Origin of the sequence: Cellulosilyticum sp. I15G10I2, assembly GCF_900095725.1 — a bacterium.
Taxonomy (GTDB): Bacteria; Bacillota; Clostridia; order Lachnospirales; family Cellulosilyticaceae; genus FMMP01.
Genome location: NZ_FMMP01000007.1, coordinates 234,647 through 260,873, shown reverse-complemented (window position 1 = coordinate 260,873; position 26,227 = coordinate 234,647). Strand labels below are relative to the sequence as shown.

Genomic DNA, 26,227 nt, shown 5'->3' with positions numbered 1-26,227 from the left:
AGTGCTTAGATTTTTAGAAACACGCAAGCGAGTAACTGGAGAACCCTAAAATTCCCTGTGGACCTATAGAAAATTATGAATAGTAGTTTGCGGACAGTCTGGTGCGGAGAACCGTATCACAAGTAAGTTCAAATGGATATTAATATGGAATAAATTGAATTAGGGAACGAACTCTTTTTTACGTTACTCTATTTTAAAGTGTTAGTAATAGACATACCAGCCTTTAACATGAGCATCATTCTTTCGGCGCTGTCTTCTAGGAGCTCCTTGCCTGATTGGATAGCTTGATCTAAGGACATTGGGTGATCCATGATACTCATGATCGAAGCTATGCCATAGTCATAAACTTTAGAAGCGTCCACGCCTATACTACCTACTATTGCAATAACAGGTATATTATAAGGTTTTGCTGCCTCGGCAACCCCTACGGGAACTTTACCATAAACAGATTGGCCATCTATTTTGCCTTCGCCAGTAATGATGAGATTTGTATCTTTGAGATATTCATCAATATTAACAGCTTCCAATACTGTTTTGATGCCGGACTTTAAAGTGGCTTTGCAAAATACTAGAAGAGGAACACCTAAACCACCAGCGGCGCCAGTGCCAGGTACTTCTAAAATATCTTTTTTTAATTGCTCCTTAATGACACCAGCATAATGTTTGAGTGCGGTATCAAGTTCTTGTACCATCTCGGGGGTAGCGCCTTTTTGAGGGCCAAATACAGCAGAGGCACCTTGATCACCGCAAAGCGTATTAGTAACATCACAGGCCACAATAAACTCTACTTCCTGCAATCTTTTATCTAGTGCTGACGCATCTATTGTGTGGATAGACTTAAGATATTTAGCGCCTAAGCCTAATACATTGCCAGCTTGGTCTTTGAATACCACACCTAAGGCCTGGGCGAGTCCCATACCGCCGTCATTGGTGGCGCTTCCACCAATACCCATAACAATTTTACGAGCACCTGCGTCAAGAGCAGCCTTTACAAGCTCTCCAGTACCATAAGTTGTGGTCTCCATAGGATTGAGCTTTTCTCTTGGCACTAATGTAATGCCGGATGCTGCGGCCATCTCTATGACAGCGCTGCCATCTGGCAAAATACCATATTTCGCAGGAAGCTTTTCGCCAAGCGGACCTGTTACATTGATTTCTTTATAAGTCCCATTTGACCCCATGATGATAGCATCTACTGTCCCTTCTCCGCCATCAGCGATAGGGATTTTAACTATAGCAGCGTCTTTAAAAACTTTTTTGATGCCTTTTTCGATACTGTTTGCAGCTTCGATGGCGCTCATACTTCCCTTGAAAGAATCCGGTGCAACAATAATTTGCATAACATCACCTCTACTTATAATATTTTGAGATATTTGTTTAACGACTTTTTCTAATATATTTATTATAGTTTCAGGTTATGTGTTTTACAATGTGTGCAACGGACAATAGAGGCAGGATAAAATTATGGTTTTTTGTTCATGAGGCACAATCAGAAGATGTTAGTCTAGAAAGAGCTTAATAGCTAAGTAGATTTTCATACACTCATAAGGTTTCGTGATATCTATTTGATATAAGTCATTGAATTTATTGAGCCGGTAGCGTACGGTGTTGCGGTGAAGGTTCATGTGAACTGCTGTATCTGAACTACTCATATTACACTCAAAGTAAGATTTCACCGTCTCTAAGAGGTCGTAGTATGCTTGATCTTTTTTGGGGCAGCTAAATAGATTATGAAATGTGTTTAAGTAAAAGAGCTTTTCGCCTTCACTTAAAGTATTTAACATAAGCTCTAGGTGATAGTTGTTTACCCATAAAAAAGAGGTATAAACAGCCTTGCCTTTGTAAAGTGTGGCGAGGGTTTTAGTTTTTTTATAGTTTGGGGCGTAATCTTTAAGCTGATTGCATAAATCACTGATATAAAATCTAGGTAGTACCTGGTAATAGTCAATTAGTGATTTGGCAGTTTTACTTAGGAAGGCCTCGAGGTGTAAATGATCATGCAAGATCAGAATGATTTCGTCCTCGTATAAATCTATGATATCTTCGTGTATTTGAAGCGTTGTTTTAATATAAGTGCGTATTTTAGTTTTTATCTTTTGTTTTTCAAAGTTTGTTTTGCTGCTTTTATCAGCTTGATCAGCTGTATTGATTTCTAAAAGAACGATACGCTTACTGGCAGAAAAATTGAAATCCGCAATATGTGCTCGGCTTTCTAATACCTCTTCTTGCACGGAGGGAAGCTCATTAAAAAGCTGAGTAAAAAAAGAACGTTTTGTTTCTTCTTTCAGTTGTATATATTTGCGATGTTCATCTTCTGCTACGATCAGTTCAACTAATTCTTTAACGATAAGAGTGTAGCCTTTTATAAATTGGGGATCGCCTGTAATACCTACAGCGCCTATGACTTCATCTTCATAGTAAATAGGCAGATTAATACCTAGTGCGCAACCTGTATAAAGATGCTGATTAGCTTCGGTAATAATGAGTTCGCTGCTATTTAGAATACATGAGTGTGCACCGGGATGAAAAGTGTTTACACGTGCCTTATTGGTAGAAGCAATAATATTTCCATTCAAATCCATAATATTAATGTTAGTATCTAAAATGTTGATAAATCTATCAACAATCTTTTGACAAGTTCCTTTTTGCAATAACATAAGTGCTCCTTCTCATGAGTATAGATTTTATAAATTTCTTCTAAGAAAGTATATCTCACCATAGTCTAAAGGGTATATGATAATTTTATTATAACCAGTAAGACTTTTTTTGTCAGTTGCTGATTATAAATAATTAGATTATAATGAGGTTTAATTAAACTATGGGGCTAATCATGCTGACTAAAAGGAGTTTGTTATGCAAAATTTTTATTCTATGGTTAATATACAGGCTATCTTATTTATTTATCTTCTAGTAGGTGTTTATGCAAATAAGAGAAAAATTATAAATAGTAAGACCCGTCAAAGTTATATTGACTTCATCATTCAGATTGCACTGCCGTGTATGATTTTTAATTCATTTAATCAGGATATTTCAATAGAGCAGTTAAAATATGCTTCTATTATTCTAGTCGTATCATTTCTGATTTGTCTATTTTCTATGCTTCTTGGAAAAGTACTTTATCGCAAATACCCGTTTGAAAAGAGAAGTATTTTGCAATATGGGGCAATTATTAGTAATGCGGGATTTGCGGGACTGCCTTTAGTTGCAGCGGCGTATGGTGAACTGGCACTCTTTTATGCATCTGTTTTTGTCATTCCCAACCGTATTTTTCTATGGTCTGCCGGTATCTCGTTGTTTACAGAGGCTGACAGGAAAACAAAAATCAAAAGTGCGTTATTAAATCCAGGAATGATTGCAGTTGGGTTAGGTCTTATCAAAATGCTGCTTGGTATACAGCTGCATCCGAGTGTTGTCTCGGTTATTAAAAATATAGGGGATTGTACGGGGCCGCTTTCGATGATTATAGTAGGAACCATTCTGGCGGAGATTAGCATAAAAAATGTATTTGAAAAAGGTGTTTTCAATCTTACTTTTATACGTCTTATTCTAATTCCTGTAGTTGTCATGGTATCCATGAAACTGTTGCAGATGGATCCAACTGCAATTAAAGTAGCCGTAGTACTTACTGCTATGCCTGTAGGGACTACAACTGCGCTGCTCGCACAAAAATACGGTGCAGACTATACATTTGGTTCAAAATGTGTTTTTGTATCCACTGTATTATCTATGATTACAGTGCCTATACTTACTATATTTTTATAAAGGCATTACTTAAAATACATACTATAAAATCAAGTAACTACATAAAAAACAAAGTGTTAGCGGCATAATAAAGCTGCTGACACTTTTTGCTATAGTGATGAATAACTCAAGTTTACATGTTGTTTCTCTATAGTATTGAAACAGATGAAATGTAAAATTAAATAATGCATTCAATTTTTGAATAGTTAATAAAGCGAATAGAAAAAAAGAAAAATCTTATAGTCTTTGCCAATAGTTTTTAGACATGGAATTTCATATAATTCAACTAGATTCATAAATTTTTCGATCTTAAGTAAATCTAATAAATGACGTATCATAAAAAATAGAAGGTAAGGTGACTTATATGAGTTTTATTCCAAAAGGCGTTATTCCACCGATTATTACACCACTAACTGATGATGGACAATTAAACGAGAAGGTATTTAGGCAATTAATTAATCATTTTATAGACTCGGGGGTACATGGCTTATTTCCTCTAGGTACGACAGGAGAATTCTATGCATTTAATAATGAAGAATATAGGAGAATTCTTGAAATTACTGTAGAGGAGACAAAAGGACGTGTACCTATATATGGCGGAGCTAATCATATTACGACGAGAGGGACTATTGAACTTGTAAAAATATGTGAAGAAGTAGGCGTTGATGCAGTTTCTGTTTTAACACCTATGTTTGTATCACAAACTCAAGATGAGCTGTATGCTTTTTTTGAAACGATTGCGAAGAGTACGACACTCCCTATTATTATGTATAATAACAAGCCAAAAACTAACGTAACGATTGAGCCTGAGACTGCAGCGAGGCTTGCTGAGATTGACAATATTGTTGGGATCAAAGATAGTACTGGAGATATGACTAACGCAGCGGAATACATTAGACTGACACGTCATAATGACAACTTCCATGTACTGATGGGAAGAGATACGCTTATTCATGCGGGATTATGCTATGGTGCAACAGGGGCAATTGCATCTTGTGCCAATGTTGCGCCAAAGGTTGCAGTAGATATTTATAACAAGTATGTAGAGGGTGACCTGAAAGGTTCGTTAGAGGCACAATTTATATTTGCGCCGCTTCGTATAGCTTGTAATATGGGTACTTTCCCTGCGGTTATTAAAGAAGGGCTTATTCAACAAGGTTTTGAAGTTGGCAAATGCCTAGAACCTATTGCAGAACTTTCAGCGGATCAAAAGGCGAAGTTGAATCGTGTTTTAAAAGAAATGGGACTTGTATAGCCATTACGTAGAGGTAAAACTAAGTTATCGAATAGGGGCGCAAGGTGATTTTAGTATTCTCCAGTTACTCGATTGCATGTTTCTAAAAATCTAAGCGCTTTCTTCAGCCTAAAGTGAGTGTATTTCTCATTTTAGGTTATGAACGGTCGAAACTCGCTGCGCTCAGACAGTCTCCCTAAAAACCATTTGAATAAACCACTAAGATTTTCTTTACGAAACATTTCATAGGCAACTTCCGAATACTAAAATAACTTGCTAGTCATTGATAATCTTTAAGTGTTCTTATACAACGTTGGAGGTAAATTATGTTCTATAAAGTATGCGGCGATACGATTGTTATAAGGCTTGAAAAAGGTGAAGATGTCGTTCGGTCAGTTGAAGCAATCTGCAAAAAAGAGAATGTAACTTTAGGTTATGTGACAGGGATTGGTGCTGTTAATCATGTGGCTATGGGACTCTTTGCGACAGAGGAAAAGAAGTATTATACCAAGACGTATGAGGGCGATTTTGAAATCTCAGCGCTTGTAGGCAATATTACTACACAAAATGGAGGCGTATATTCCCATTTGCATATTACGATTACAAATTCAGTGAAGGAAACGGTTTATGGCGGCCACTTAAATGAGGCGATAGTTAGTGCAACTGCTGAAATTTTTATTCGTATCCTAGAGGGTAAAGTAGAAAGAGTGTTTGATGAAAAGATTGGACTTAATGTAATGGATTTATAATAGGATATGATTTTGGGGCTGCTTTGAGATTTCAAGGCAGCCTCTTTTATAAATAGACAAAGAATAGCATATACAATTAATTAAAACGAGTCTACAATATGAGATAAAGACGATTTATGAAGGAAGGAGTAATGAGATGAAAAATATTGCATTTATTGTGCCAAGAGATGAAATGCTCTTACAGGCAGCAGAAGTCATTAAAGAGGAAGGCCTCGAGGTTCATACTTTAAAGGTAGTTAAAACAGCAGATGTAGTGAGTGAGGCGAGAAAGGTTATAGCAGATGGTGTTGATCTGATTGTAGCAAGAGGGATGCAGGCATCTTTAATTAAAAGCTATACCAATGTGCCGGTAGTAGAAATTTGTTTAACAAGTCAAGAAATCGGCAGACTTATAGTTAGGGCTAAAAAGATTTTGCAAAAAGCAAAACCACGGATTGGTATTATTGGCTTTCCAAATATGTTTTGTGACATGACTTATTTTAATGATATTTTTGATATAGAGCTGCATCGGTATTTAATTAAAGAGAGTGATGAAACACAAGAAGCTGTAAATAAAGCATTAGCAGATAAAGTAGAGCTATTAATTGGTGGGGAGATGACTGTTGTCACAGCCAATATTGTAGGCATCCCAGCACTTTTTTTAGAGTCTACTAAAGATTCTATCAGACAAGCGACACAGATTGCTAAGAATATGAATTATGCCAGAGAAATTGAAAAGAAGCATAATGCACATATGGAAGCGCTGGTAGGTTACTCTTTCAGCGGCATATTAAAACTTAATCAAAGCGGCGTGATTATAGTAGCCAACCATATGATGCAGGAGATATTAGGTAAAAGATGCGAAGATATTATAGGCAAACATATAGGGGATGTTTTAGATGAAATTGATTTTGAGAGTATAGAAAGTGTTTTAAGCGCTAAGAAGGAAAGTTATTCTTCTTTTTTAAGAATCAATAATATGGCACTGATTATTATGGCAGTACCTATTCAAGTAGATGATGAAGTTGAAGGGGCTATTATATCCTGTCATAAGGTGCAAAAGTTAGAACAAATGGAATCACAGGCCCTTCGCGAAATGTATCTTCATGGGTATGTCGCTCAGAGTAACTTCACCCAGATTCTAAGAAAATCCAAAGAGATGAAAGAGATTATTGAACTTGCTAAGCTTTTTGCACAGACAAAAAATCCAGTTCTGATTTATGGTGAGGTAGGAACAGAAAAAGAGCTATTTGCGCAAAGTATCCATAATAATAGTGTTAGGAAAAATGCACCCTTTATATCTATTAACTGTAATGGAATGAGTGAAGAAATGCAGACTACGGTATTGTTTGGAAATAATTATGCAGATAATGGGATAGAAAAACAAAAGGGTGCATTGGAGATTGGTAATTATGGGACAGTTTTAATTCATGAGATCGAACAGCTCACAATGCATTGTCAATACCGCTTATTTAAAGCCATTAAATACAAAACATTGATTCAAAATGATATTGAAAAAACAATGACTTTAGATGTAAAAGTAGTAGCAACCAGCAGAAGAAATTTATCTGTGCTTGTTAAAAAAGGACTTTTTAGAGAAGACTTATACTATGCTTTAAATGCATTATCCTTCGAGATTCCTCCTTTAAGAAAAACACAAGAGGACATTGAGATCTTATTAAATGAGTATACAAAAGCATATGCGGCGCAGTATGAACGCTATATCGTTTTAACTACGGGTGCTAAAAAGATGATCTATGAATATCAATGGGAAGGTAACTTGATTCAACTAGAAAGCTTTTGTGAGAGGATGGTGCTTACTGCACCTAGAAGAACAGTAGATGAAAACTTTGTGAGGTATTTATTAGGTCAGTTATATCCTATAATACGCCAGGTGAATGATGAGGAAAAAGTGGTCGTTTATAAAGCGCCAGAAGGAGCAATTATTGCGGAATTATTGGAAAAACACAAGGGTAATCGTGAACTTGTTGCCCAGGAACTTAATATAAGTAAAACTACTTTATGGCGTCATATGAAAAAGTATGGTGTATCTAATAAATACGATATATAAGAAAGGATTTAATCAATTATGTCAATACATGTAGTTAATGAAGCTAAGCGTTGTTTAAATTGTAAGAGACCTTTATGTAAAGAAGGATGCCCTATCAGTACGCCCATTCCTGAGATGATACAAACCTTTTTGAACGCTGAGCTGGATGGGGCTGGTGAGATGATTTTTGATAATAATCCACTATCCATTGTTTGTTCGCTCATTTGTGACCATGATAAACAATGTGAAGGACACTGCATTCTAGGAAAAAAGGGAGTACCTGTACACATCAGTAGTATTGAACACTATATTTCAGATACTTATTTTGATAAAAGAAAGGCAAGACGTAATCCTGCTAAGGGAAAAAAAGCGGCTGTAATAGGATCGGGGCCTGCTGGTATTACAATTGCTATTATTTTAGCTAAAAGAGGGTATGATATTACTATATTTGATTCAAAAGAAAAAATTGGAGGCGTTCTTAGATATGGTATTCCAGAATTTAGATTGCCAAAGACTATTTTAGATAGATACCATAAAAAATTAATGGAATTTGGTATTAAAATCAGACCTAATACATCTATTGGTGGTGCACTAGAAATAGATGATTTGTTTAGAGACGGTTATCGTGCTATTTTTGTTGGAACAGGGGTATGGCGCCCAAGAAAGCTAGGGGTAAAAGGAGAAAGTTTTGGCAATGTGCATTTTGCAATTGATTATTTATGCAATCCAGACTCTTATCAGTTAGGAGAACGGGTAGCTGTTATTGGTGCGGGCAATGCGGCGATGGATGTTGCAAGAACAGCTTTAAGAAAGGGTGTTAAACATGTTACTGTTTACGAAAGATCATTTAAAGCTGCAGCATCACCGAGAGAAATCGAGTACGCGAAAGTAGACGGCGTTGAGTTTGAGTACTGTAAGGAAATCGTAGAATTAACAGAAACGGGCCCTGTCTTTAAGGCGATTGAATATGATGAAAACGGTGATATTGCAGCTATATCAGATACAACAACACATTATCCTGCAGACTCTACAATTGTTGCAATCAGCCAAGGACCTAAAAATAAAATTGTCTCTACCACTACAGGGCTTGAGGTAAACAGCAGAGGTTTATTAGTTGCAAACGAAAAGGGACAGACTACAAGGGAAGGGATTTTTGCCTCTGGAGATGTAGTTCAGGGAGCAAGAACGGTAGTTGAAGCTGTAGCCCACTCTAAAGTGGTAGCTGATGCAATGGATGAATATATGCAAAGCTTAGAAGCGGAACAATTGAAATGAAAATGGAAACATCCACTTCATAAAATGAAAGAATGTATGATTGATTTAAAAAAATGATAGAAGTTCATTGTGTTTGTCAATTGAAAGCAAAAGAGCCACTTTTGTATAATAAGATTGCGAGATACAATCGCAAATATGATTTTAAAGGAGATTATAACCATGAAAATTGGGTTTATCGGTTTAGGCATTATGGGAAAACCCATGAGCAAAAACTTATTAAAAGCAGGTTATGAACTAGTTGTTAGAGACTTTAATAAAGAGGCTGTTGCAGAAGTAGTTGTAGCGGGAGCTAAGGAAGCAAATAGCTCAGCTGAAGTTGCAGCCCAATCTGATATTGTAATTACCATGTTACCTAATTCACCTCACGTTAAAGAAGTTGTTTGCGGAGAAGGCGGCGTACTTGAAGGGGCAAAAGAAGGACTCATTCTCGTTGATATGAGCTCTATAGCACCACTTGCTTCTCAGGAGATAGAAAAAGCTTGTGCCCAAAAAGGCGTAAAGATGTTAGATGCACCAGTAAGTGGCGGAGAACCTAAAGCGATTGATGGAACACTTTCTATTATGGTTGGTGGCGATAAAGAAGTTTTTGAAAAAGTATATGATTTATTAATGGCAATGGGTGCATCAGCTGTACACTGTGGTGGAATCGGAGCTGGTAATACAACAAAACTTGCAAACCAAGTAATAGTAGCCCTTAATATTGCGGCAGTATCGGAAGCTTTTATGCTGGCTGTTAAAGCTGGTGTGGATCCACAGCTGGTATTTGACGCTATAAAAGGTGGACTTGCAGGAAGTACGGTTATGAATGCCAAAGCACCTATGATGATGGAAGGCAACTTCAAACCAGGCTTTAAAATTGACTTACACATAAAAGATTTAAACAATGCACTAGACACAGGTCATGACGTAGGTGCACCACTGCCTATGACAGCTACTGTGATGGAAATGCTTCAAATGCTTCGTGCAGATGGATGTGGGCAAGATGATCATAGCGGTATTGCAAAATACTATGAGAAACTTGCGGGCACGACGATTAAAAAATAAAAGCTTACCCCCAGTTTTATACTTAAAATTCAAGTCACTTATCTTTGGAACATATCTAAGATAAGTGACTTGAACTATTTATAACGGGGTTCTTACCTGCTCGGCCCAGTGGTTCTTTGCAAGATCAATAAAATCACGGGCAATACAGCTTAAATAGCTGTCCTTTTTATAACTGGCTACCACATCCCAAGTTGTTTTTTGGGGAAGAGAAAAACACACCATATCATCCCGACCAAGGGTATAGTAGCGAGGAATCAGGCCACAGCAGAGATTAGATTCAACCATTGTAATAATCGTACTGGTACTGGAGGTCTCAAATAATACCTTTGGCGTAAAATTGGATTTTTCAAAAATAGAATCCACTACATCTCGGCTGGTAGACTCTTTATACATCAAAACAAAAGGGTCATCTTTGAGTTTGGAAATATCAAGGGTTGCCAAGGGCTCCCCGGGCGGACTTGCCAGGTGGCTTAGGGGATGCTGTTTAGGAAGTGCTAAGAGAAATTCCTCTGTCAGGATTGTAATATAAGCATCATTTGTTTTATGGCAGTCGCATAGTGTCATAAAAGCAATATCCAGATCTCCTTGCGCTACAAGCTGCTGCTGCTTTTTGACACTCATTTCTATGGGTTCAACTACGATATGAGGGTATAAGCGATGAAAGGTGGGATAGACAGAGGTAAACATAATAATCCCTCGTCCAGGGGTGAGACCTACCGATAGGTGACCTTTTTTGGTATCCGCGATATCGTTGATAATGCGGTAAGCCTCTCTTTTAATTCTTAAGATTTCACGTGCGTTTTTGATATACACCTCACCTGCTTTGGTGGGACGCCAATTGGTCCTTGATCGATGAAAAAGCGGCGTGCCTAAATCTTTTTCTAATTTAAGTAGCTGTTGATTAAGCGCTGACTGAGTAAGAAAAAGTTTTTCGGCAGCATGGGTAATATTACATTCTTCGGCAATTTTAATAATATATTCTAATTGCTTTGACTCCATAGGTAGTCTCCTTTACTCTAAAAATTATTAATTGAATATCTAGAAAATAAAAGATTAATTAATAATTATCTTAACTTATTTATATAACAAAATACTTTTTGGTGCAAGAATTTAATAGAGGGAAATTAACTAAAATACATAAGTAAAAGGTCTTTGAATAGCCAACTCTTAATTTTTCTAATAGAAATCTAATCATTATGAATTTTACTTATAGATAATTTTCATATATAATAAGGACATAGCTTAATAAAAATATACATAAGCGATAAAAAGATTGAGTTTAGTTTAACTAGAAGTCGTCTTATGTAGAAAAATGTTATTGTGCCGGACAAAACATGATAAGTTAACAAATTAATAAATTAACAAGTTAATAAAGATAATTTATAAATATGGCTTGAGAAGGAGATTGATGATGACACCAACTATTACAAGTATGGAAGTTTATCCGGTTGCAGGCAAGGATTGTATGCTGCTTAATTTAAGCGGAGCCCATGCACCCTATTTTACAAGAAATGTCGTTGTTCTAAAAGATAGTACAGGCGCAGTAGGTGTAGGCGAGGTGCCGGGTGGTATTAAAATCACTGATGCACTGGAAGCATGCAAAAGCCTAGTGCTGGGAACTAGTATTGGAGAGTATAAAAACACACTACTTAATATAAAAAGAGAGTTAGATAAAAAAGGAGAAGAAGATAAAAGAGGCAATCAAACCTTTGATCTTCGAATAGGAGTACATGTTTTAACAGCTATTGAGGCACCTCTTTTAGATTTACTTGGGAAGCACCTTAATGTACCCGTTGCTGCCTTGCTTGGTGAGGGGATGCAAAGAGATAAGGTCAGAATGCTGGGCTACTTATTTTATGTAGCAGACAGAAAGAAGACAGATCTGCCCTATGATGAAGCGCCAGAGGGTGATTGTGACTGGTACCGCCTTCGCCATGAAGAAGCTCTGACACCAGAAAGTATAGTAGCCCTCGCCAAAGCATCTAAAGAAAAGTATGGTTTTGATGATTTTAAACTAAAAGGTGGCGTATTAGAAGGCAAAGAAGAGATTAAAGCGATTAAAGCCTTGAAAGAAGCTTTTCCGGAGGCTAGAATTACACTAGATCCAAATGGTGGCTGGCTACTAAAAGATGCTATTGAACTTTGCAAAGATATGCATGGCATTTTAACATACTGCGAAGATCCATGTGGTGCAGAAAATGGCTATTCGGGCAGAGAAATCCTTGCTGAGTTCAGAAGAGCTACGGGACTTCCTACAGCGACCAATATGATTGCTACAGATTGGCGGGAAATGAGCCATTCTATGATACTTCAGTCAGTTGATATTCCGCTGGCAGACCCTCATTTTTGGACCATGTCAGGCTCGGTAAGAGTAGGACAGATGTGTAATGAATTTGGCTTAACATGGGGCTCTCATTCCAATAATCACTTTGATATTTCCCTTGCTATGTTTACACATGTTGCGGCAGCTGTTCCAGGCGCTATTAATGCGATTGATACACATTGGATCTGGCAAGAAGGGATTGAAAGGTTAACTAAGGAACCGTTGCAGATTAAAAACGGCTTTGTAGAAGTTCCTAAAAAGCCAGGGCTCGGTATTGATATTGACATGGATCAGCTTTTAAAAGCTCACGAAGTGTACAAAGCAAATTGCCTAGGTGGCAGAGATGATGCGATGGGCATGCAGTATTTGATTCCAGATTGGAAGTTTGATCCTAAGAAACCTTGTATGGTACGCTAAAACAGGACTCTTAATTTTTTTAATAGAAATCTAAACATTACTAATTTTACTTATGGGTATTTATAATATATAATGTTAATAAGGTACAGATAATATATGCAACATGCACAAAATAATATTCAATAAAAAATGAAAAGGGGAATTTACGATGACAATGAAAAAATTATTATCCCTCGGTATGGCTATGGTTTTAAGTACAAGTGCACTCATGGGCTGTGCTGCTAAACCTCAAACTTCAGCACCAGCACCGGCTGCCCAGTCAAAAGATGCACAGGCCGAAAAAGCCAGCGAAAATACATCTTCAGCTTTTGATAAGCAAAGAGTACGTGTTGTAATAGGTTCTACTTCGACTTCAGGGGACTCTTATATGGTTGCTGATACAGTAACACGCTTTTTATCAAAAGAGCTTAACTTTAACGGCAAGGTTGATGCAGTCGGTGCAGGAGCGGCCCTAGACGCGATCAAAGGTGGAAAAGGTGATGGCTCAACGATTATGATCTTCCATGACATGACCTATCTTGGGGTTGCATTTGGCGCATATGATGAGGCTTATGCATTAGAAAATATGGTGATTGGGCCACGTGTTGGGATCAACCCAGGTGCAGCATTTGCAGCAGCAGAGAAAGCACCCTACAATGATATGAAAGAAATAGCAGAATATCTTAAAGCAAATCCTGATCAAAAGGTACGTGTTGCTGTTGAAGCAGGCGGTGTATCACACATTTCATTTATCTCATACTATGAGTGGGTTAAAGAAGAATATGGTGAAGATGTAGCTAGTCGTGTTGTTGTAATTGTAGGTGGGTCAACTGCAGATAAATGCCAAATGCTTTGGGATGGTAATGCAGATGTCATCTTTGCAGATTATTCTTCACTTAAACAATATACAGAAGATGGTGTAGATGCTCAGCTTAAAATGAAGTTTACGGCACTTCTTGATGAAATTGAAGGCGTAGATATCCCGACATATGCAGAGCAAGGCATTAAGTTATACGGTGAACCATTCGCATTCTCAAAAGACTTCTTAATGTATTTACCAAAAGATACGCCACAGGCTATAGTAGATGAACTTGACGCAGCAATGGCGAAAGTAAGTGCAGATCCTGAGTTTATTGAAGAAATGAAAAAACTTACATATGCTGCAGGGTATCTACCTTCAGGAGAAGCCTCAGCGTATATCATGAAAAAAAGAGATTCTCTTACTCAGTTAATTAATGAAGCACCACCACTTGATGATCTTACTGTTCAATAATATAGAATAAAGCTTACTACTAAAAAGTCGGAAATCTTTCTTGAAAGTTGAGATTTTCCGACTTTTTAGTAGTAAATATAGAGAAACTACTCATAAGCTTGAGTTATTCATTGCTATAAGGTTGTTTCTCAGAATGATTTCACATCACATATAATGGTGAATAACTAAAATTTAATGATGTGGAATCTATATGTAAAGATTAAGAGATAAGGAGGCTAGCCCATGGCAGATTTATTTAAACTTAAGATTGTGTATTCAACATCTCACCTTATTGGACCTAAAATTGTTGGGATGATACTTATTATTTTGGCACTCATTATGGTAGCGCAAGAGATTATAAAAAGAAGAAAAGAAGGCAGATCATTCAGCTTTAAAGGCAAAAAGTTTTTTGAGGAAAACTATGATAAGTTAAAGTTCTGGGGAACCTTAATTTTATTTGTTCTTTATATCCTAGCATTAGAACTCGTTGGATTTTTAATTGCAAGTCTTATATTTATTTTCTTATTTAATATTTTATTTGCAGGTATTAAAAATATAAAATCTATTGCTGTTTCAGCTGCAATTTCAATTATTTCTAGTGTGAGTATTTGGTATATTTTTGGATTTTTGTTCAATATTACATTACCCTAATCAGAAAGAAAGGTGAAAATTATGGAAATTTTCGGAATTACACAATTCGTGGTGGCGCTATTAGGTGTAATCGGCGGTATTATTTTTGGCGCTATTCCAGGTATGACAGCAACGATGGCAATCGCTATTTTTCTGCCATTAACCTATGCATATGATCTTACAACATCCCTTTATTTGCTCTTGGGGCTTTATGTAGGAGGGATAAGCGGAGGGCTTATTCCAGCTATACTTATTAATATTCCTGGAACGCCTTCTTCAATAACTACGGGGTTTGACGGCTATCCTATGGCAAAACGCGGCGAGGCAGAGCGTGCTTTAAGAATAGGGATTACAGCATCACTTATGGGTGGTATCATCAGTTTGGTTTGTCTTTGGTTGTTTACACCACCTCTTGCGCGGCTGGCTATTAAGTTCTCAGCTGTTGAAAAATTCTTAATTATTCTATTTGCTATGACTGTTATTGCAGCGCTTTCAAAAGGCAATATGATAAGAGGAATTTTTGCAGGGTTCTTAGGCGTTTTTACAGCACTGATTGGTGTATTTGGAGACAATAATCAGCTTCGTATGGTGCCTGATATGTTTAAAATGCAATTAATGGGTGGATTTGAACTTCTGCCGGTACTTATAGGCCTTTTTGCCATCTCTCAGATTTTTGAAGAGGCAGAAAAAGGGATGCGCCGAGAAGCCATCAGTGGTGAAATAGGCAAGTCCACGCTCAAGTTCTCGTTCAAAGATTTTAAAGGTCAGTTTGTCAATGTGCTTCGGTCTAGTGGGATAGGTACTTTTATGGGCATTTTACCAGGGGTTGGAGGAAGTGCAGCTTCGCTTCTTGCTTATTCACAGACAAAGAACTTTTCTAAAAAGCCTGATGAGCTTGGAAAAGGAGCGGTAGAAGGACTTGTTTCTAGTGAGTCTGCTAATAATGGACTAACAGGTGGAGCACTTATTCCACTGCTTTCACTGGGGATTCCGGGAGACTCAACAACAGCTGTGCTTGTTGGCGCTTTCATGCTTCAGGGAATTCAGGTAGGGCCGCTGTTTATTACACAGAATCCAGATATATGGCATGTTATTCTGCTCGCACTGCTCATATGTAATATATTGATGTTTGTTGTGATGTTTTATCCTATCAAATTTATTTCTAAGATTATTAACATTCCACAGTGCAGACTTTACCCTGTTATTATCATTATGTGTTTAGTAGGGGCGTATTCTATAAGAAACGGAAATATGTTTGATGTATGGTCTTTATTACTATTTGGCCTTCTTGGCTATATCTTTATGAAAGTTAAGCTGCCAATAGCGCCTTATCTGATCGGCTTTATTCTTGGAAGAGACCTAGAAAAATATTTCATAGATTCACTTAAAGGCGCAGGTGGTAACTTAGGCGTATTCTTCTCAAGACCTATCGGATGGGCGATATGGATCTTAATCTTTATCTCCATTGGATATGCTATTTTAGATGATAGAAAAGCAAAAAAAGCAGTTAATATAGCTTAGTATAAAAATTAAACTTCTGGCCATCCATTCTTTATTAAAGGATGGGTGGCTTTAAATATCGGGATAAAAACATAATAAGGAGGCATTTAGAGTGGCAGATAAAAAAAGACCCCTTTATATAAAGGTTCATGAAAAAGATAATGTGGCTATTACTGTAGATGTGGTAGCGCAAGGTGTAGTGGTAGTAGATGATGTGGTTGCTTCCGAGGAGATCCCAGAGGGGCATAAAATTGCAATCAAAGATATTCCTAAAGATGGGAAAATTATACGTTATGGCGTAGTGCTAGGGTATGCCATAAATGCGATCTCTAAAGGAGACTGGATTAATGAAAACATGCTGCATCTTCCTGTTCCACCGGAAGTAGATGATATGGTGTTTGGTACGAATATTATAACAGATTTGCCTACGCCTCCTGTTTTGACCTTTGAAGGCTACAAAAATCCAGATGGCGGCTATGCGGGGACTAGAAATATTTTAGGGATAAGCACTACAGTTCAGTGCGTAACGGGTGTGCTGAATGTGGCGGTAGAACGTATCAAAAGAGATCTTCTGCCTAAATACCCTAATGTAGATGATGTCGTACCGATTAATCACGCTTATGGGTGTGGTGTGGCCATTAATGCGCCGGAGGCAGTGATTCCTATTCGCGCTTTAGCCAATCTTACCAAACATCCGAACTTTGGCGGGGAACTCATGTTGGTTGCCCTAGGATGTGAAAAGCTGACACCGGAGATGATTGTAGCTGAAGAAGATATTAATCCAGAAAATGTGCTCGTTTTACAAGATATTGAAGGATTTGTAAAACAAGTGCAGGCTATTATGGAAATGGCAGAAAAGAAGCTACAGAAGTTAAATGCAAGAAAAAGAGAAACGCTGCCGTTATCAGACCTCGTGATTGGTATGCAGTGTGGGGGCAGTGATGCTTTCTCAGGTGTTACAGCCAATCCATCAGCAGGGTATGCTGCAGATATGCTGGTAAAGGCTGGCGCAACAGTTATGTTTTCGGAAGTGACAGAAGTAAGAGATGGCGTATACCTTTTAGCTGAGAGAGCTGTTGATGAAGAAGTGGGCAAAAAGCTCGCCAAAGAAATGAAGTGGTATGATAACTACTTAGAAAAAGGTGAAGTAGACCGTAGCGCCAATCCGACACCGGGTAATAAAAAAGGCGGATTATCTAATATTGTTGAAAAGGCAATGGGATCAATTGCAAAGTCAGGGACTTCACCAATAGTAGAAGTACTTTCACCCGGAGAACGTCCAACTAAAAAGGGACTCATTTATGCAGCAACACCAGCCAGTGATATTGTGTGCGGGCCTATGCAGCTGGCATCAGGTATTACTTTACAAGTATTTATGACAGGCCGGGGTACGCCTTATGGCTTAGCAGCAGCACCTGTAGTTAAGGTATCTTCTAGAAGCAATCTCAAAGAGAGTTGGAATGACCTCATCGATATTAATGCAGGAACAATTGCTACAGGGGACGCAACGATTGAAGAAGTAGGGACTGAACTTTTTAACTTCATAGTTGATGTAGCAAGCGGACGCAAAAAAAGCTGGGCAGAAGAGTGGAAGATCTATAATGACTTATGTATTTTCAACCCTGCACCTATTACATGATAAAAAAGATAAGGACTGACACCATATGTTGTGTCGGTCCTTAATTTATGTGCGATAATAGAACTTATTTATATTCTTCTAGTGTCTTTAATAAAATATCCGTATCAATAGGTTTCTTAATATAACACTTGGCTCCGAGTGCTATACATTCATTTTTCACATTTTCGTCTCCTACGGCGGATATAATGATTACAACTGCTTCTGGGTCAATTTTGATCACATCGGCTAGTACCTCCATACCCTCCATGGTATTCTCAGCCATATTTAAATCCAAAATAACAATACTTGGCCTCTCACTTTTGAATAGCTTCATTGCCGCATCCTTGCCTGGTGCCTCAAAAATAGTATACAGACCTTCTTTTTCAATGATTTTTTTCACAAACATTCTCATATAAGATGAATTATCTACTATTAATACTTTTTTCATGTGTAAAAGCTCCTTTGTATATATTAGGTTTTAAATTTAATGATTGCTTTTAAATATCTCCCTATTTACACAGAACTTTGATTTGCGTAAATAGTCTAATACATTCATCTATTTCTTCTTTTTTAGCAGCTGTCTCAAACTCTATTGCTAATTCATAAAGAGAGCTAATTCTTAGATTTCCAGAAGAACCTTTTAACTCATGAGTAAGCGCAGCCAATTTATGAAAATCCTTATTATAAATAGCATCCCTAACACCTAAGAGTAAATCAGGGAGACATTTTATATAGTCTTCAAGTATTTCTCTTGCATCTTCTTTATTAAGTCCAGTGTCTTTAACTAAGTTATCAATATTATCATTTATTATGCCGTTATAAGTGTTCTGATCTGCTCTTTCTTTAGTGTTCGCCGCTATCATATTAAATAGGATATCAGAATGAATAGGTTTGCTAATATAATCATCCATACCAGCTTCAATACACTTTGCGTAATCACCTTCCATAGCATTAGCAGTGATTGCAATAATTGTGGTATGCTTTTTATTGCCTTCAAGGCCCCTTATTTTAGATGTGCATTCATACCCATCCATTACTGGCATCTGACAATCCATAAAGACAACATCATAATCTTTTTCTGACACTGCTTTTAAGGCTTCACTGCCATTTACCGCCACATCACAAGTCATATCACGAGTTTTAAGTATACTTATAAGTATTTTACGATTCATCTCATTATCTTCAACCAATAGAATTCTCGGCTTTAATGGATTCTTAACTTCTTTAACGCTATGCGTAGTTACGACTTTTTGTTCTTCATCTTGTTTTGTGAGCCCTAATACGAGAGAAATGCAGCCAAATAAGTCATGCTTTCTCACTGGTTTAGCTAAATAAGATGAAAAGCCATATTCTTTTGTCATATGAGCGTCTCCCTTTTGAGTTACAGAGGTTAGAAGAATGAGTTTAATATCTTTGGCAGAAGTTATTGTTTTTATTGTTTCTGCAAGCTCATATGCACTCATGTCCGGCAGTTGATAATCTATGATGGCAATACTTATTTTGTCTTTGGTATTTGTAGTTGAAAAAATGGTTGTAATAGCACTAGCTCCATCCTTGGCTTCAAAAACCTTGAGATCGATTCCCTCTAAACAGGCACTCATACTTTTCCTATTATTCTCATTATTAGCTACAATCAAAATGTTAATGCCCTCAAGCTTTTTAAACATTAAATGGTGTTCAGATATTTCTTTTGTTAGTTTTAATTTCACATTAAATTTAAAGGTAGAACCTTCTCCATATATACTATGAACTGAAATTTTACCCCCCATGATTTTCACGAGTTCGTTAGAAATGGCAAGTCCTAGCCCAGTGCCACCATACTCCCTAGTTGTAGAAGCATCTGCCTGACTAAAGGATTGAAAGATAGTATGAATATGCTCCTCGCGAATGCCGATCCCAGTATCCCTTACTTCAAAGCTAAGACAGGCTATCCCCTTTTTTTCTCCCAAACAATCCACTGTAACAGAAATCTCACCCTCTTTAGTAAATTTTATTGCATTACTTATGAGATTGTTTAGTACTTGCCTAAGTCTTGATGGGTCGCCAATAACCTCTTCAGGAACTCCCGATTTAATTATGGTGTAAATTTCAAGACCTTTTTCTGCTGCTTTAGGAGCCAGTAGTGAAGCGGCATCTTCAATAATCATTCTTAAGTTAAACCTAATCTCTTCCATCCTCAACCTTTTGGCTTCTATCTTCGAAAAATCCAATATATCGCTGATAAGATATAATAATATTTCTGAAGCAGATTTGGCTTCACGGATAAATTCTTCTTGTTTTAAAGACAGAGGAGTTAACTGTAATAGTTCGAGAAATCCAAATATGCCATTTATCGGAGTCCTTATTTCGTGAGACATGTTAGCGAGGAACTGACTTTTTGCAATATTCGCGGCTTCTGCCTGCTCTTTTGCTTTGTGCAGCTCAGTTTCTGCTTTTCTTTGTTCGGTGATGTCCTCAGCAGTACAAATAAGGTATCTAATATTGCCAGTTATCTCCTTCTGAGGTTTGCTTTTAACCCGAAGTAGCCTATTTTCACCTTGGAAGTTTTTAATCTCAAGTTCTCTTTCGGCAGGCTCATTTTTTTCAAACAGCTCCCAATTAACTTGCGACAACTTATTTGCAGTGTCTATGTCAAATATATCATATAAATCCTGATATTCTAACTCCTCTTTGCGCTTTCCAAAAAACGCTGCATGGGCTTCATTCACACTTTCATAGGAATTAGCATTACTTAAAGCCCAAATCTGTGATTGAGAGTTATTCAGTAAAAGTGCTTGTCCATTAATGATTGATTGATAGGCTTTTTCCTTTATAATTCGGGTTCTTATAGATGAAAGAAGTATTGAAACTTCCCTTAATATTTCGACTTGTTTCTTATCCCAGATGATAGACTTCGACAAACTTTCATAACCTATAAACCCAATTAATTTATTTTGATCTTTTAATGGAATGGTAAGTGAAGCTTTTATTCCCTCTGTCTCAAAAACCTCTGCTTCAAACACTGCTTCATCTGGAAGACCTTCTTTACTATTTATTGCAATAAAATCATTATTATTAATACTACGCATTAACCATGGAAGCGCATAAACTATTTCTTTTTCCTGCGTTTCTCTTTTGGGTCGTAGCCTTTCCTTGCTCCATTGAGATTCTATTTCCATAAAAGTAGGATCTGTAGAAAAATAATAGATGAAAATTCTATCTAAATCAAAAAATATTCCGATTTCTTCTAATATTTTTTTTGATTCAGCCTGATAGTTAAGACTATCTACATTTAACAATCTTAGAAAAACATTATGAATTAGTTTAAGACCAGCACTGTCGCTTGTAAAATCTGTAAAGTTATCTTTTCCATCCATAAAGTTGCCTCCAAATTTTAAAGTTCACAAGGTTTAGCAATAAAAAGCGTTAATTCTTTTAATAAATCAATCTCATAAGGCTGCGAAAGCAGGTTGCCCGCTTTATCATATATAATTTTAACTATAGGTCTGGTTGGCATTGAATTATTTTGGCTTATGACTAAGCCTTTTTCATTTGAACTTAAAAGGACACCGCTTCCAGTAGGAAAGGCTGCTATGTTCATTGTAAATTTCCTTACCATTTCCACGTCAAAATAAATATTACTCATACCTATGAGGTATTCAATAACTTCAGATACTGTTTTAAGTCCCTCTTTATTTCTATTTGATATTAAATTATCAAACACATCACATATGGATACTATTTTGGCCATTTGATTTATTTCATCACCTTTTAATCCCATAGGATACCCACTACCATCACTTCTTTCATGATGCATGAGTACTGCTACCTTTACATGTGCGTTCCAAACCCGTTGTTCTCCTAATAAATCATAGCCGGCCTTTGGGTGCATAAGCTTAATATATTTATCCTTTTCAGTCTGAGTCTTAAACTCTCCTATAAGCTTCTTATCATTCAGTATTCTTATTTTACCAATGTCATGGAGCAATGCCCCAGTGGCCAAATCTTTAAGCTTTGACATATTGTATCCCATATGCGTTCCTATTATGGTAGAGAGTACACTGACATTTATCGAATGAGCATATACATTGCTATCACTTGCACTTATTTGTTCAACATTTATCAAAACATCTTTATTGGACAGTACATCCTCAAGTATAAACTCCACTGAATTTTTAACACTGCTATCATATGTTTTTCCTTCACGGCAATAGCTTTCAATCATTTCCTTCAAAGCACGTCTACTCATTTGCCTTGTCTTTTCAGAAATGTTTTCTTCAATGATTACATCTTTTGATAGTTCATCATCAATATATACTGAATTAATGCCCATTTCTTTAATCTTTTCGATATAAGAAGGGGTCAATTTTACGCCCTTATTAAGTAGAACCCTATCTAATTCATCGTAAATATGCTTTCCAAGGATTTCATATCCTTTTAAGTGAGATATGCTAACGATTCTCATATATATTTTTCTCCTTTCATCTCAGAAACCAGCACATTCTCAACAACTAGTCGTATTTAAATATTAGCATAATGCTACCCCTTTGACTACATGAATATGTATCCTAAGATTAGCCATCTTTAAGTTAGTTAATTCAAGAGCATGCTTGCCCATACTCTACCAAACTATCTTCTGAATTTGATAGTATACACACCAGAGCCGACTAGTGCTTCTTTGCCGCTGATATGATCTGCAAAATGTAGACCATCACTTTCTAATACCTCCTGAGCTTCATCTAGGTATAAAGTAGCTGTAGTATTATGAGGCACACAGGCTTTCAGGGTTACTGTATCTGCTTCTAATGTCCAGTCAAGCGCAAGTTTGCCATAGATGGTTTGATAACTAGCCTTCACATAAGATAGATCGCCCCCTATACGAGGATATAAAATGGCGTGTTTATAGCCAGGGTTTTCTTCATCGATTTCAAAGCCTGCGATTACCCTGTAGAGCCATTCGCCGATGGCGCCATAGGCATAGTGGTTAAAAGAGTTCATATCAGGGCTCCACATCGTGCCATCTGGTTTAATCCCGTCCCAGTGTTCCCAAATTGTTGTGGCACCCATTTTAACTTGATATAACCACGATGGAAAATCATCCTTAAGCAACAGGTCGTAGGCTTCTTTGGTATGACCGTTTTGACTTAATGCATGGCAGATATAGGGGGTGCCTACAAAACCTGTAACGAGATGTCCATTTTCTTTTTCAATTAACTTAACTAAGGTGTCGGCTGTTTTTTGACGATACATTTGGGGTACTAAATTGAAATAAAGGGCAACAACATGAGCTGTCTGAGTACTAGCAGTCATATTGCCGTCTTTATCAAAAAAGTGCCTTCTGAATCCTTCTACAACCTCTTCATATAAGCTCCAATATGTTTTATAATCAGCCATATTGCCGATGTATTTCGCCATTTTAGCAAATAGGCCGGTAGAGTAGGCATAGTAGGCCGTACAGGTTAAATCATTAGGTGTTGCACCAAAATAGCTTCCTTCTTCTGCATCCAGTGCCACCCAATCTCCAAATTGTAGCTTATAATTCCATATACCATCCACTGAATGGTTCCTCATAAAGTCAATCCAAGCTTTCATACTGTCATATTGTTCTTCTATAATCTTTTTGTCGCCAAAAGTTAAATACAGTGTCCATGGATTAATGACAGCTGCATCAGCCCAAGCTGCTGCTGAGTGGGTGCCTTTATTTAAGAGCCAATTGTTTTCACATCTTCCAGAAAGAATATCTGGCACCACATGAGGCACACCACCTTCTGGTGTTTGATCTGCGGCGACATCCTTAAGCCACTTATTAAAAAAAGTATAAGTGTTCATCAGGAAACTAGCGGTTCTGCAGAAGATCTGAGCGTCTCCTGTCCAGCCAAGGCGTTCATCCCTTTGAGGACAATCCGTTGGCACGTCTAAAAAGTTGCCCTTTAGGCCCCAGAGGATATTATGCTGAAGCTGATTGAGGTCTTTGTTAGAACACTCAAAGGCACCTGTCTGTTCCATATCAGAATGCACTGCATAGGCTGTAAAGTTTTCGAGGAGAGGTTCACCAGGATAAGTGCTTATTTTTGCATATTGAAAGCCTTGGAAGGTAAAGCTTGGATGATAGGTTTCTTCCCCTTGGCCTTTACACAGATAAACGAGGGTTTCTTTTGCAGCCCTTAAATTATCAAGGTACACATTGCCGTCGGCGTCTAATATTTCAAAGCAGTTGATTTCTACTTTGTCCCCTTTTTGACCCTTTACTTTAAAGTGAATCCATCCTGTCATATTTTGGCCGAAGTCAATGACCGTATCCCCTTTAGGTGTTACAAAAATCCGTTTTGCCGTAACTTCTTCTATTTCCTTTACCGTACCTCCAGACTGTGGCACTAAGTTATTTTTATCATAAGCAGCAATTTCAACTGCTTTCCAAGTTTGATCACAGAAACCGGGGGTATGCCATCCTGTTTGTTCTAAAGCAGCGTCATAGATTTCACCGTCATAAATTTCAGAGAAGCGTATAGGGCTGTCGGATCCTTTCCACGTAGTATCTGTCACAATGATCTCAGTGGTGCCATCTTCATAGTGGATATGAAATTGACCAAGAAATGCTGTTCGTTCACCATAATGGTTTCTTTGTAATTCAAATCCCATAACACCTTTATACCAACCGGCACCCACCTCGGCGCCAATCGCATTTTCACCTTCTTGGAGGCTGTCAGTAATATCATATGTTTGATACAATAAGCGTTTGTTATAAGATGTCCATCCTGGAGTCAGCTCATCTATGCCTATTTTTTTGCCGTTTAAATAAAGTTTGTACAGGCCCAGTGCAGTGGTAAATGCATAAGCTTCTTTTACTTTACCTTTAACCTGAAAGGCTTTTCTAACATATGTCCCTTTGGAGTTTTTGGCATCTTCTTTTGTTTCCGCGGAAATAAAACAAGCTTGCCATTCATTGTTAGAAAGCAGTGCTGATACAAAGTTTGCACTTTGGCTCCATGGGCTCGTTTCATCATAGTTATTAGCAGCCCTTACCCTAACAAAGTATTTATGGGCAGATTTAAGATTTATATCCTCTATAAAAACATGTGCAGACTCATCACTTGTAATGATGCCGCTGTCATACAAAATATTAGTAAAATCGCTGTCATCAGCCATCTGTAATTGGTAAGATGTCTGGTGTACACTTCGTTTGTCACTGTCCAAAATCCAGCTAAATTGCGGGCATGTTATTACCCCCATCGGTTGTTTTAAATAATCCATACGTATTTCAGATATTTTTAACATCTTTTACCCCTCCTATATCAAAGTCTAGAATAAATGAACAACTAAAATTTAAAGATATGATATCTTTATAGACTTAAGATATAGCAAATAAAGTTCTATAACAATAACGGTTATTCGTTATTCTATTGACCAAATGTCAGCTTTTTTATCGGAGAGATTTGAATTTCTTTATATCTGTACGATACTCCGCGGGGGTACGTTCTTCTGATTCATAAAACTTTTTATAGAAAAAATGCGTATTACTATACCCGCAAAGGGTAATGATCTCTGTTATTGAAAGTTCCGTATTGATAAGCAGCATTTTTGCTTTATTCAGTTTTTGCTCTTGAAGATGCGCAATAAAACTTTTTCCGGTCCTTTTTTTTAAGAGCATCGTTAAATACTTTTCATTTAAGGAAAAATGCTGGGCTACAGAGTGTAATGGACAATACTCATAATTTTTTTCTATGTACTCTAAAATATCAAAAATTTTGATGGTAGCTTCATTGTGTTTGGTATGCTTTGAGGCATTGCCGCGATAGGTTCTTAATAATTCCGTGAAGAGGATAATCATATAGCTTTCCATCACTTCTCTTTTACCTAGCGCGTCGCTGTAATACTCACAAAGCAAATCTTCCATAAGACGATGGATTTTCAGATTGCCATGGGTTTTAAATAGTAAGTATTGTTTCACATCATGAACTTTCATGACTGCATCCATTAAAAACTCTGCTAAAAGACCTTGTTTGGTCATTCGATTAAAAAAAGTGGAGGCAAAAAACTCTTTTCTCATTAAGATATTAACAATGATATCATTTTCTTCTGCTTTCTCAACAGAATGTATTGTTTTAGTATCTAAAATGCAAATATCTCCCTGCTGGCAGACAATATTTTTACCATTAATAATCTGAGTACACTTTCCAGACCAAACATAATTGAGTTCAATATAATTATGTTTATGTGGATAGACTTCCATAAAGCGATCCTGCTTATTAGTGCCTATATTTTCATAGGAAGATAAAAAATACTTATCTTCAAATAAATAGGCTTTTAAGAAAGTACCTTCTCCTTCGGCATATTCTTCATACTTTTTATAAACGACGTCTTCATCATTATACTTGCCTTCTAAAGCCATTCTCTCTTTTTCAGTATGTTTTCTTAAAAAAGCATCTAGTTCTGTTCTATCCATTGATATCCCCCATT

At 37.1% G+C, this 26,227-nt stretch carries 19 protein-coding genes; 11 read left to right on the top strand and 8 right to left on the bottom strand.

What is annotated here, in order from left to right:
- Positions 1–188: 188 nt before the first annotated feature.
- Positions 189–1,340 carry a glycerate kinase gene (locus tag BN3326_RS07970; RefSeq protein ID WP_069998656.1) on the bottom strand — a complete coding sequence of 384 codons (1,152 nt, stop codon included), beginning with the start codon at positions 1,338–1,340 and terminating at the stop codon, positions 189–191.
- A gap of 159 nt (positions 1,341–1,499) precedes the next feature.
- Positions 1,500–2,657, bottom strand: a complete 1,158-nt coding sequence (locus tag BN3326_RS07965) for a CdaR family transcriptional regulator (protein ID WP_069998655.1) — start codon at positions 2,655–2,657, stop codon at positions 1,500–1,502.
- A gap of 196 nt (positions 2,658–2,853) precedes the next feature.
- Between BN3326_RS07965 and BN3326_RS07960 the strand changes: the two genes are divergently transcribed.
- The 6 genes from BN3326_RS07960 to garR all read left to right on the top strand — a co-directional run bounded on the left by BN3326_RS07960 (position 2,854) and on the right by garR (position 10,072).
- The gene (locus BN3326_RS07960; RefSeq protein WP_069998654.1) at positions 2,854–3,762 is read left to right on the top strand and encodes an AEC family transporter; all 909 of its coding nucleotides are present in this window, start codon (positions 2,854–2,856) and stop codon (positions 3,760–3,762) included.
- Between the two features lie 343 nt (positions 3,763–4,105).
- Positions 4,106–4,996, top strand: coding sequence for a 4-hydroxy-tetrahydrodipicolinate synthase (dapA, locus tag BN3326_RS07955; RefSeq protein ID WP_069998653.1), 891 nt, complete (start codon positions 4,106–4,108; stop codon positions 4,994–4,996).
- A 305-nt stretch (positions 4,997–5,301) separates the two neighbouring features.
- Positions 5,302–5,724, top strand: a complete 423-nt coding sequence (locus tag BN3326_RS07950; protein WP_069998652.1) for a PPC domain-containing DNA-binding protein — start codon at positions 5,302–5,304, stop codon at positions 5,722–5,724.
- A gap of 136 nt (positions 5,725–5,860) precedes the next feature.
- Positions 5,861–7,774, top strand: coding sequence for a sigma 54-interacting transcriptional regulator (locus BN3326_RS07945; protein ID WP_069998651.1), 1,914 nt, complete (start codon positions 5,861–5,863; stop codon positions 7,772–7,774).
- Between the two features lie 18 nt (positions 7,775–7,792).
- On the top strand, positions 7,793–9,028 hold the full coding sequence (locus tag BN3326_RS07940; RefSeq protein ID WP_069998650.1) for an NAD(P)-dependent oxidoreductase: 1,236 nt from the start codon (positions 7,793–7,795) through the stop codon (positions 9,026–9,028).
- Positions 9,029–9,163: 135 nt separating this feature from the next.
- Positions 9,164–10,072: a 2-hydroxy-3-oxopropionate reductase gene (garR, locus tag BN3326_RS07935; RefSeq protein WP_074463598.1), complete on the top strand. Its 909-nt coding sequence runs from the start codon at positions 9,164–9,166 to the stop codon at positions 10,070–10,072.
- Between the two features lie 78 nt (positions 10,073–10,150).
- Here garR and BN3326_RS07930 read toward each other — a convergent pair whose 3' ends face one another.
- On the bottom strand, positions 10,151–11,071 hold the full coding sequence (locus tag BN3326_RS07930) for a LysR substrate-binding domain-containing protein (protein ID WP_069998649.1): 921 nt from the start codon (positions 11,069–11,071) through the stop codon (positions 10,151–10,153).
- A 409-nt stretch (positions 11,072–11,480) separates the two neighbouring features.
- Between BN3326_RS07930 and BN3326_RS07925 the strand changes: the two genes are divergently transcribed.
- From BN3326_RS07925 to garD, 5 genes are all read left to right on the top strand, one after another.
- On the top strand, positions 11,481–12,812 hold the full coding sequence (locus BN3326_RS07925) for an enolase C-terminal domain-like protein (RefSeq protein ID WP_171903796.1): 1,332 nt from the start codon (positions 11,481–11,483) through the stop codon (positions 12,810–12,812).
- A 148-nt stretch (positions 12,813–12,960) separates the two neighbouring features.
- Positions 12,961–14,064 carry a tripartite tricarboxylate transporter substrate-binding protein gene (locus BN3326_RS07920; protein WP_069998647.1) on the top strand — a complete coding sequence of 368 codons (1,104 nt, stop codon included), beginning with the start codon at positions 12,961–12,963 and terminating at the stop codon, positions 14,062–14,064.
- A 222-nt stretch (positions 14,065–14,286) separates the two neighbouring features.
- Positions 14,287–14,694 carry a tripartite tricarboxylate transporter TctB family protein gene (locus BN3326_RS07915; protein ID WP_069998646.1) on the top strand — a complete coding sequence of 136 codons (408 nt, stop codon included), beginning with the start codon at positions 14,287–14,289 and terminating at the stop codon, positions 14,692–14,694.
- A 21-nt stretch (positions 14,695–14,715) separates the two neighbouring features.
- Positions 14,716–16,194, top strand: coding sequence for a tripartite tricarboxylate transporter permease (locus BN3326_RS07910; RefSeq protein ID WP_069998645.1), 1,479 nt, complete (start codon positions 14,716–14,718; stop codon positions 16,192–16,194).
- Between the two features lie 91 nt (positions 16,195–16,285).
- Positions 16,286–17,812, top strand: a complete 1,527-nt coding sequence (garD, locus tag BN3326_RS07905) for a galactarate dehydratase (protein WP_069998644.1) — start codon at positions 16,286–16,288, stop codon at positions 17,810–17,812.
- Between the two features lie 64 nt (positions 17,813–17,876).
- Here garD and BN3326_RS07900 read toward each other — a convergent pair whose 3' ends face one another.
- The 5 genes from BN3326_RS07900 to BN3326_RS07880 form a co-directional block, all read right to left on the bottom strand.
- Positions 17,877–18,239 (bottom strand): response regulator, encoded by a 363-nt coding sequence (locus tag BN3326_RS07900; RefSeq protein WP_069998643.1) that lies wholly within the window; start codon positions 18,237–18,239, stop codon positions 17,877–17,879.
- 61 nt (positions 18,240–18,300) lie between these two features.
- Positions 18,301–21,147, bottom strand: coding sequence for a response regulator (locus BN3326_RS07895; protein WP_069998642.1), 2,847 nt, complete (start codon positions 21,145–21,147; stop codon positions 18,301–18,303).
- 17 nt (positions 21,148–21,164) lie between these two features.
- Positions 21,165–22,235: an HD-GYP domain-containing protein gene (locus tag BN3326_RS07890; protein WP_069998641.1), complete on the bottom strand. Its 1,071-nt coding sequence runs from the start codon at positions 22,233–22,235 to the stop codon at positions 21,165–21,167.
- 164 nt (positions 22,236–22,399) lie between these two features.
- Entirely contained in the window at positions 22,400–25,045 is a 2,646-nt protein-coding gene (locus BN3326_RS07885) for an alpha-L-rhamnosidase (RefSeq protein ID WP_069998640.1), read from the bottom strand.
- A gap of 145 nt (positions 25,046–25,190) precedes the next feature.
- On the bottom strand, positions 25,191–26,213 hold the full coding sequence (locus BN3326_RS07880) for an AraC family transcriptional regulator (RefSeq protein ID WP_069998639.1): 1,023 nt from the start codon (positions 26,211–26,213) through the stop codon (positions 25,191–25,193).
- Positions 26,214–26,227: the final 14 nt, after the last annotated feature.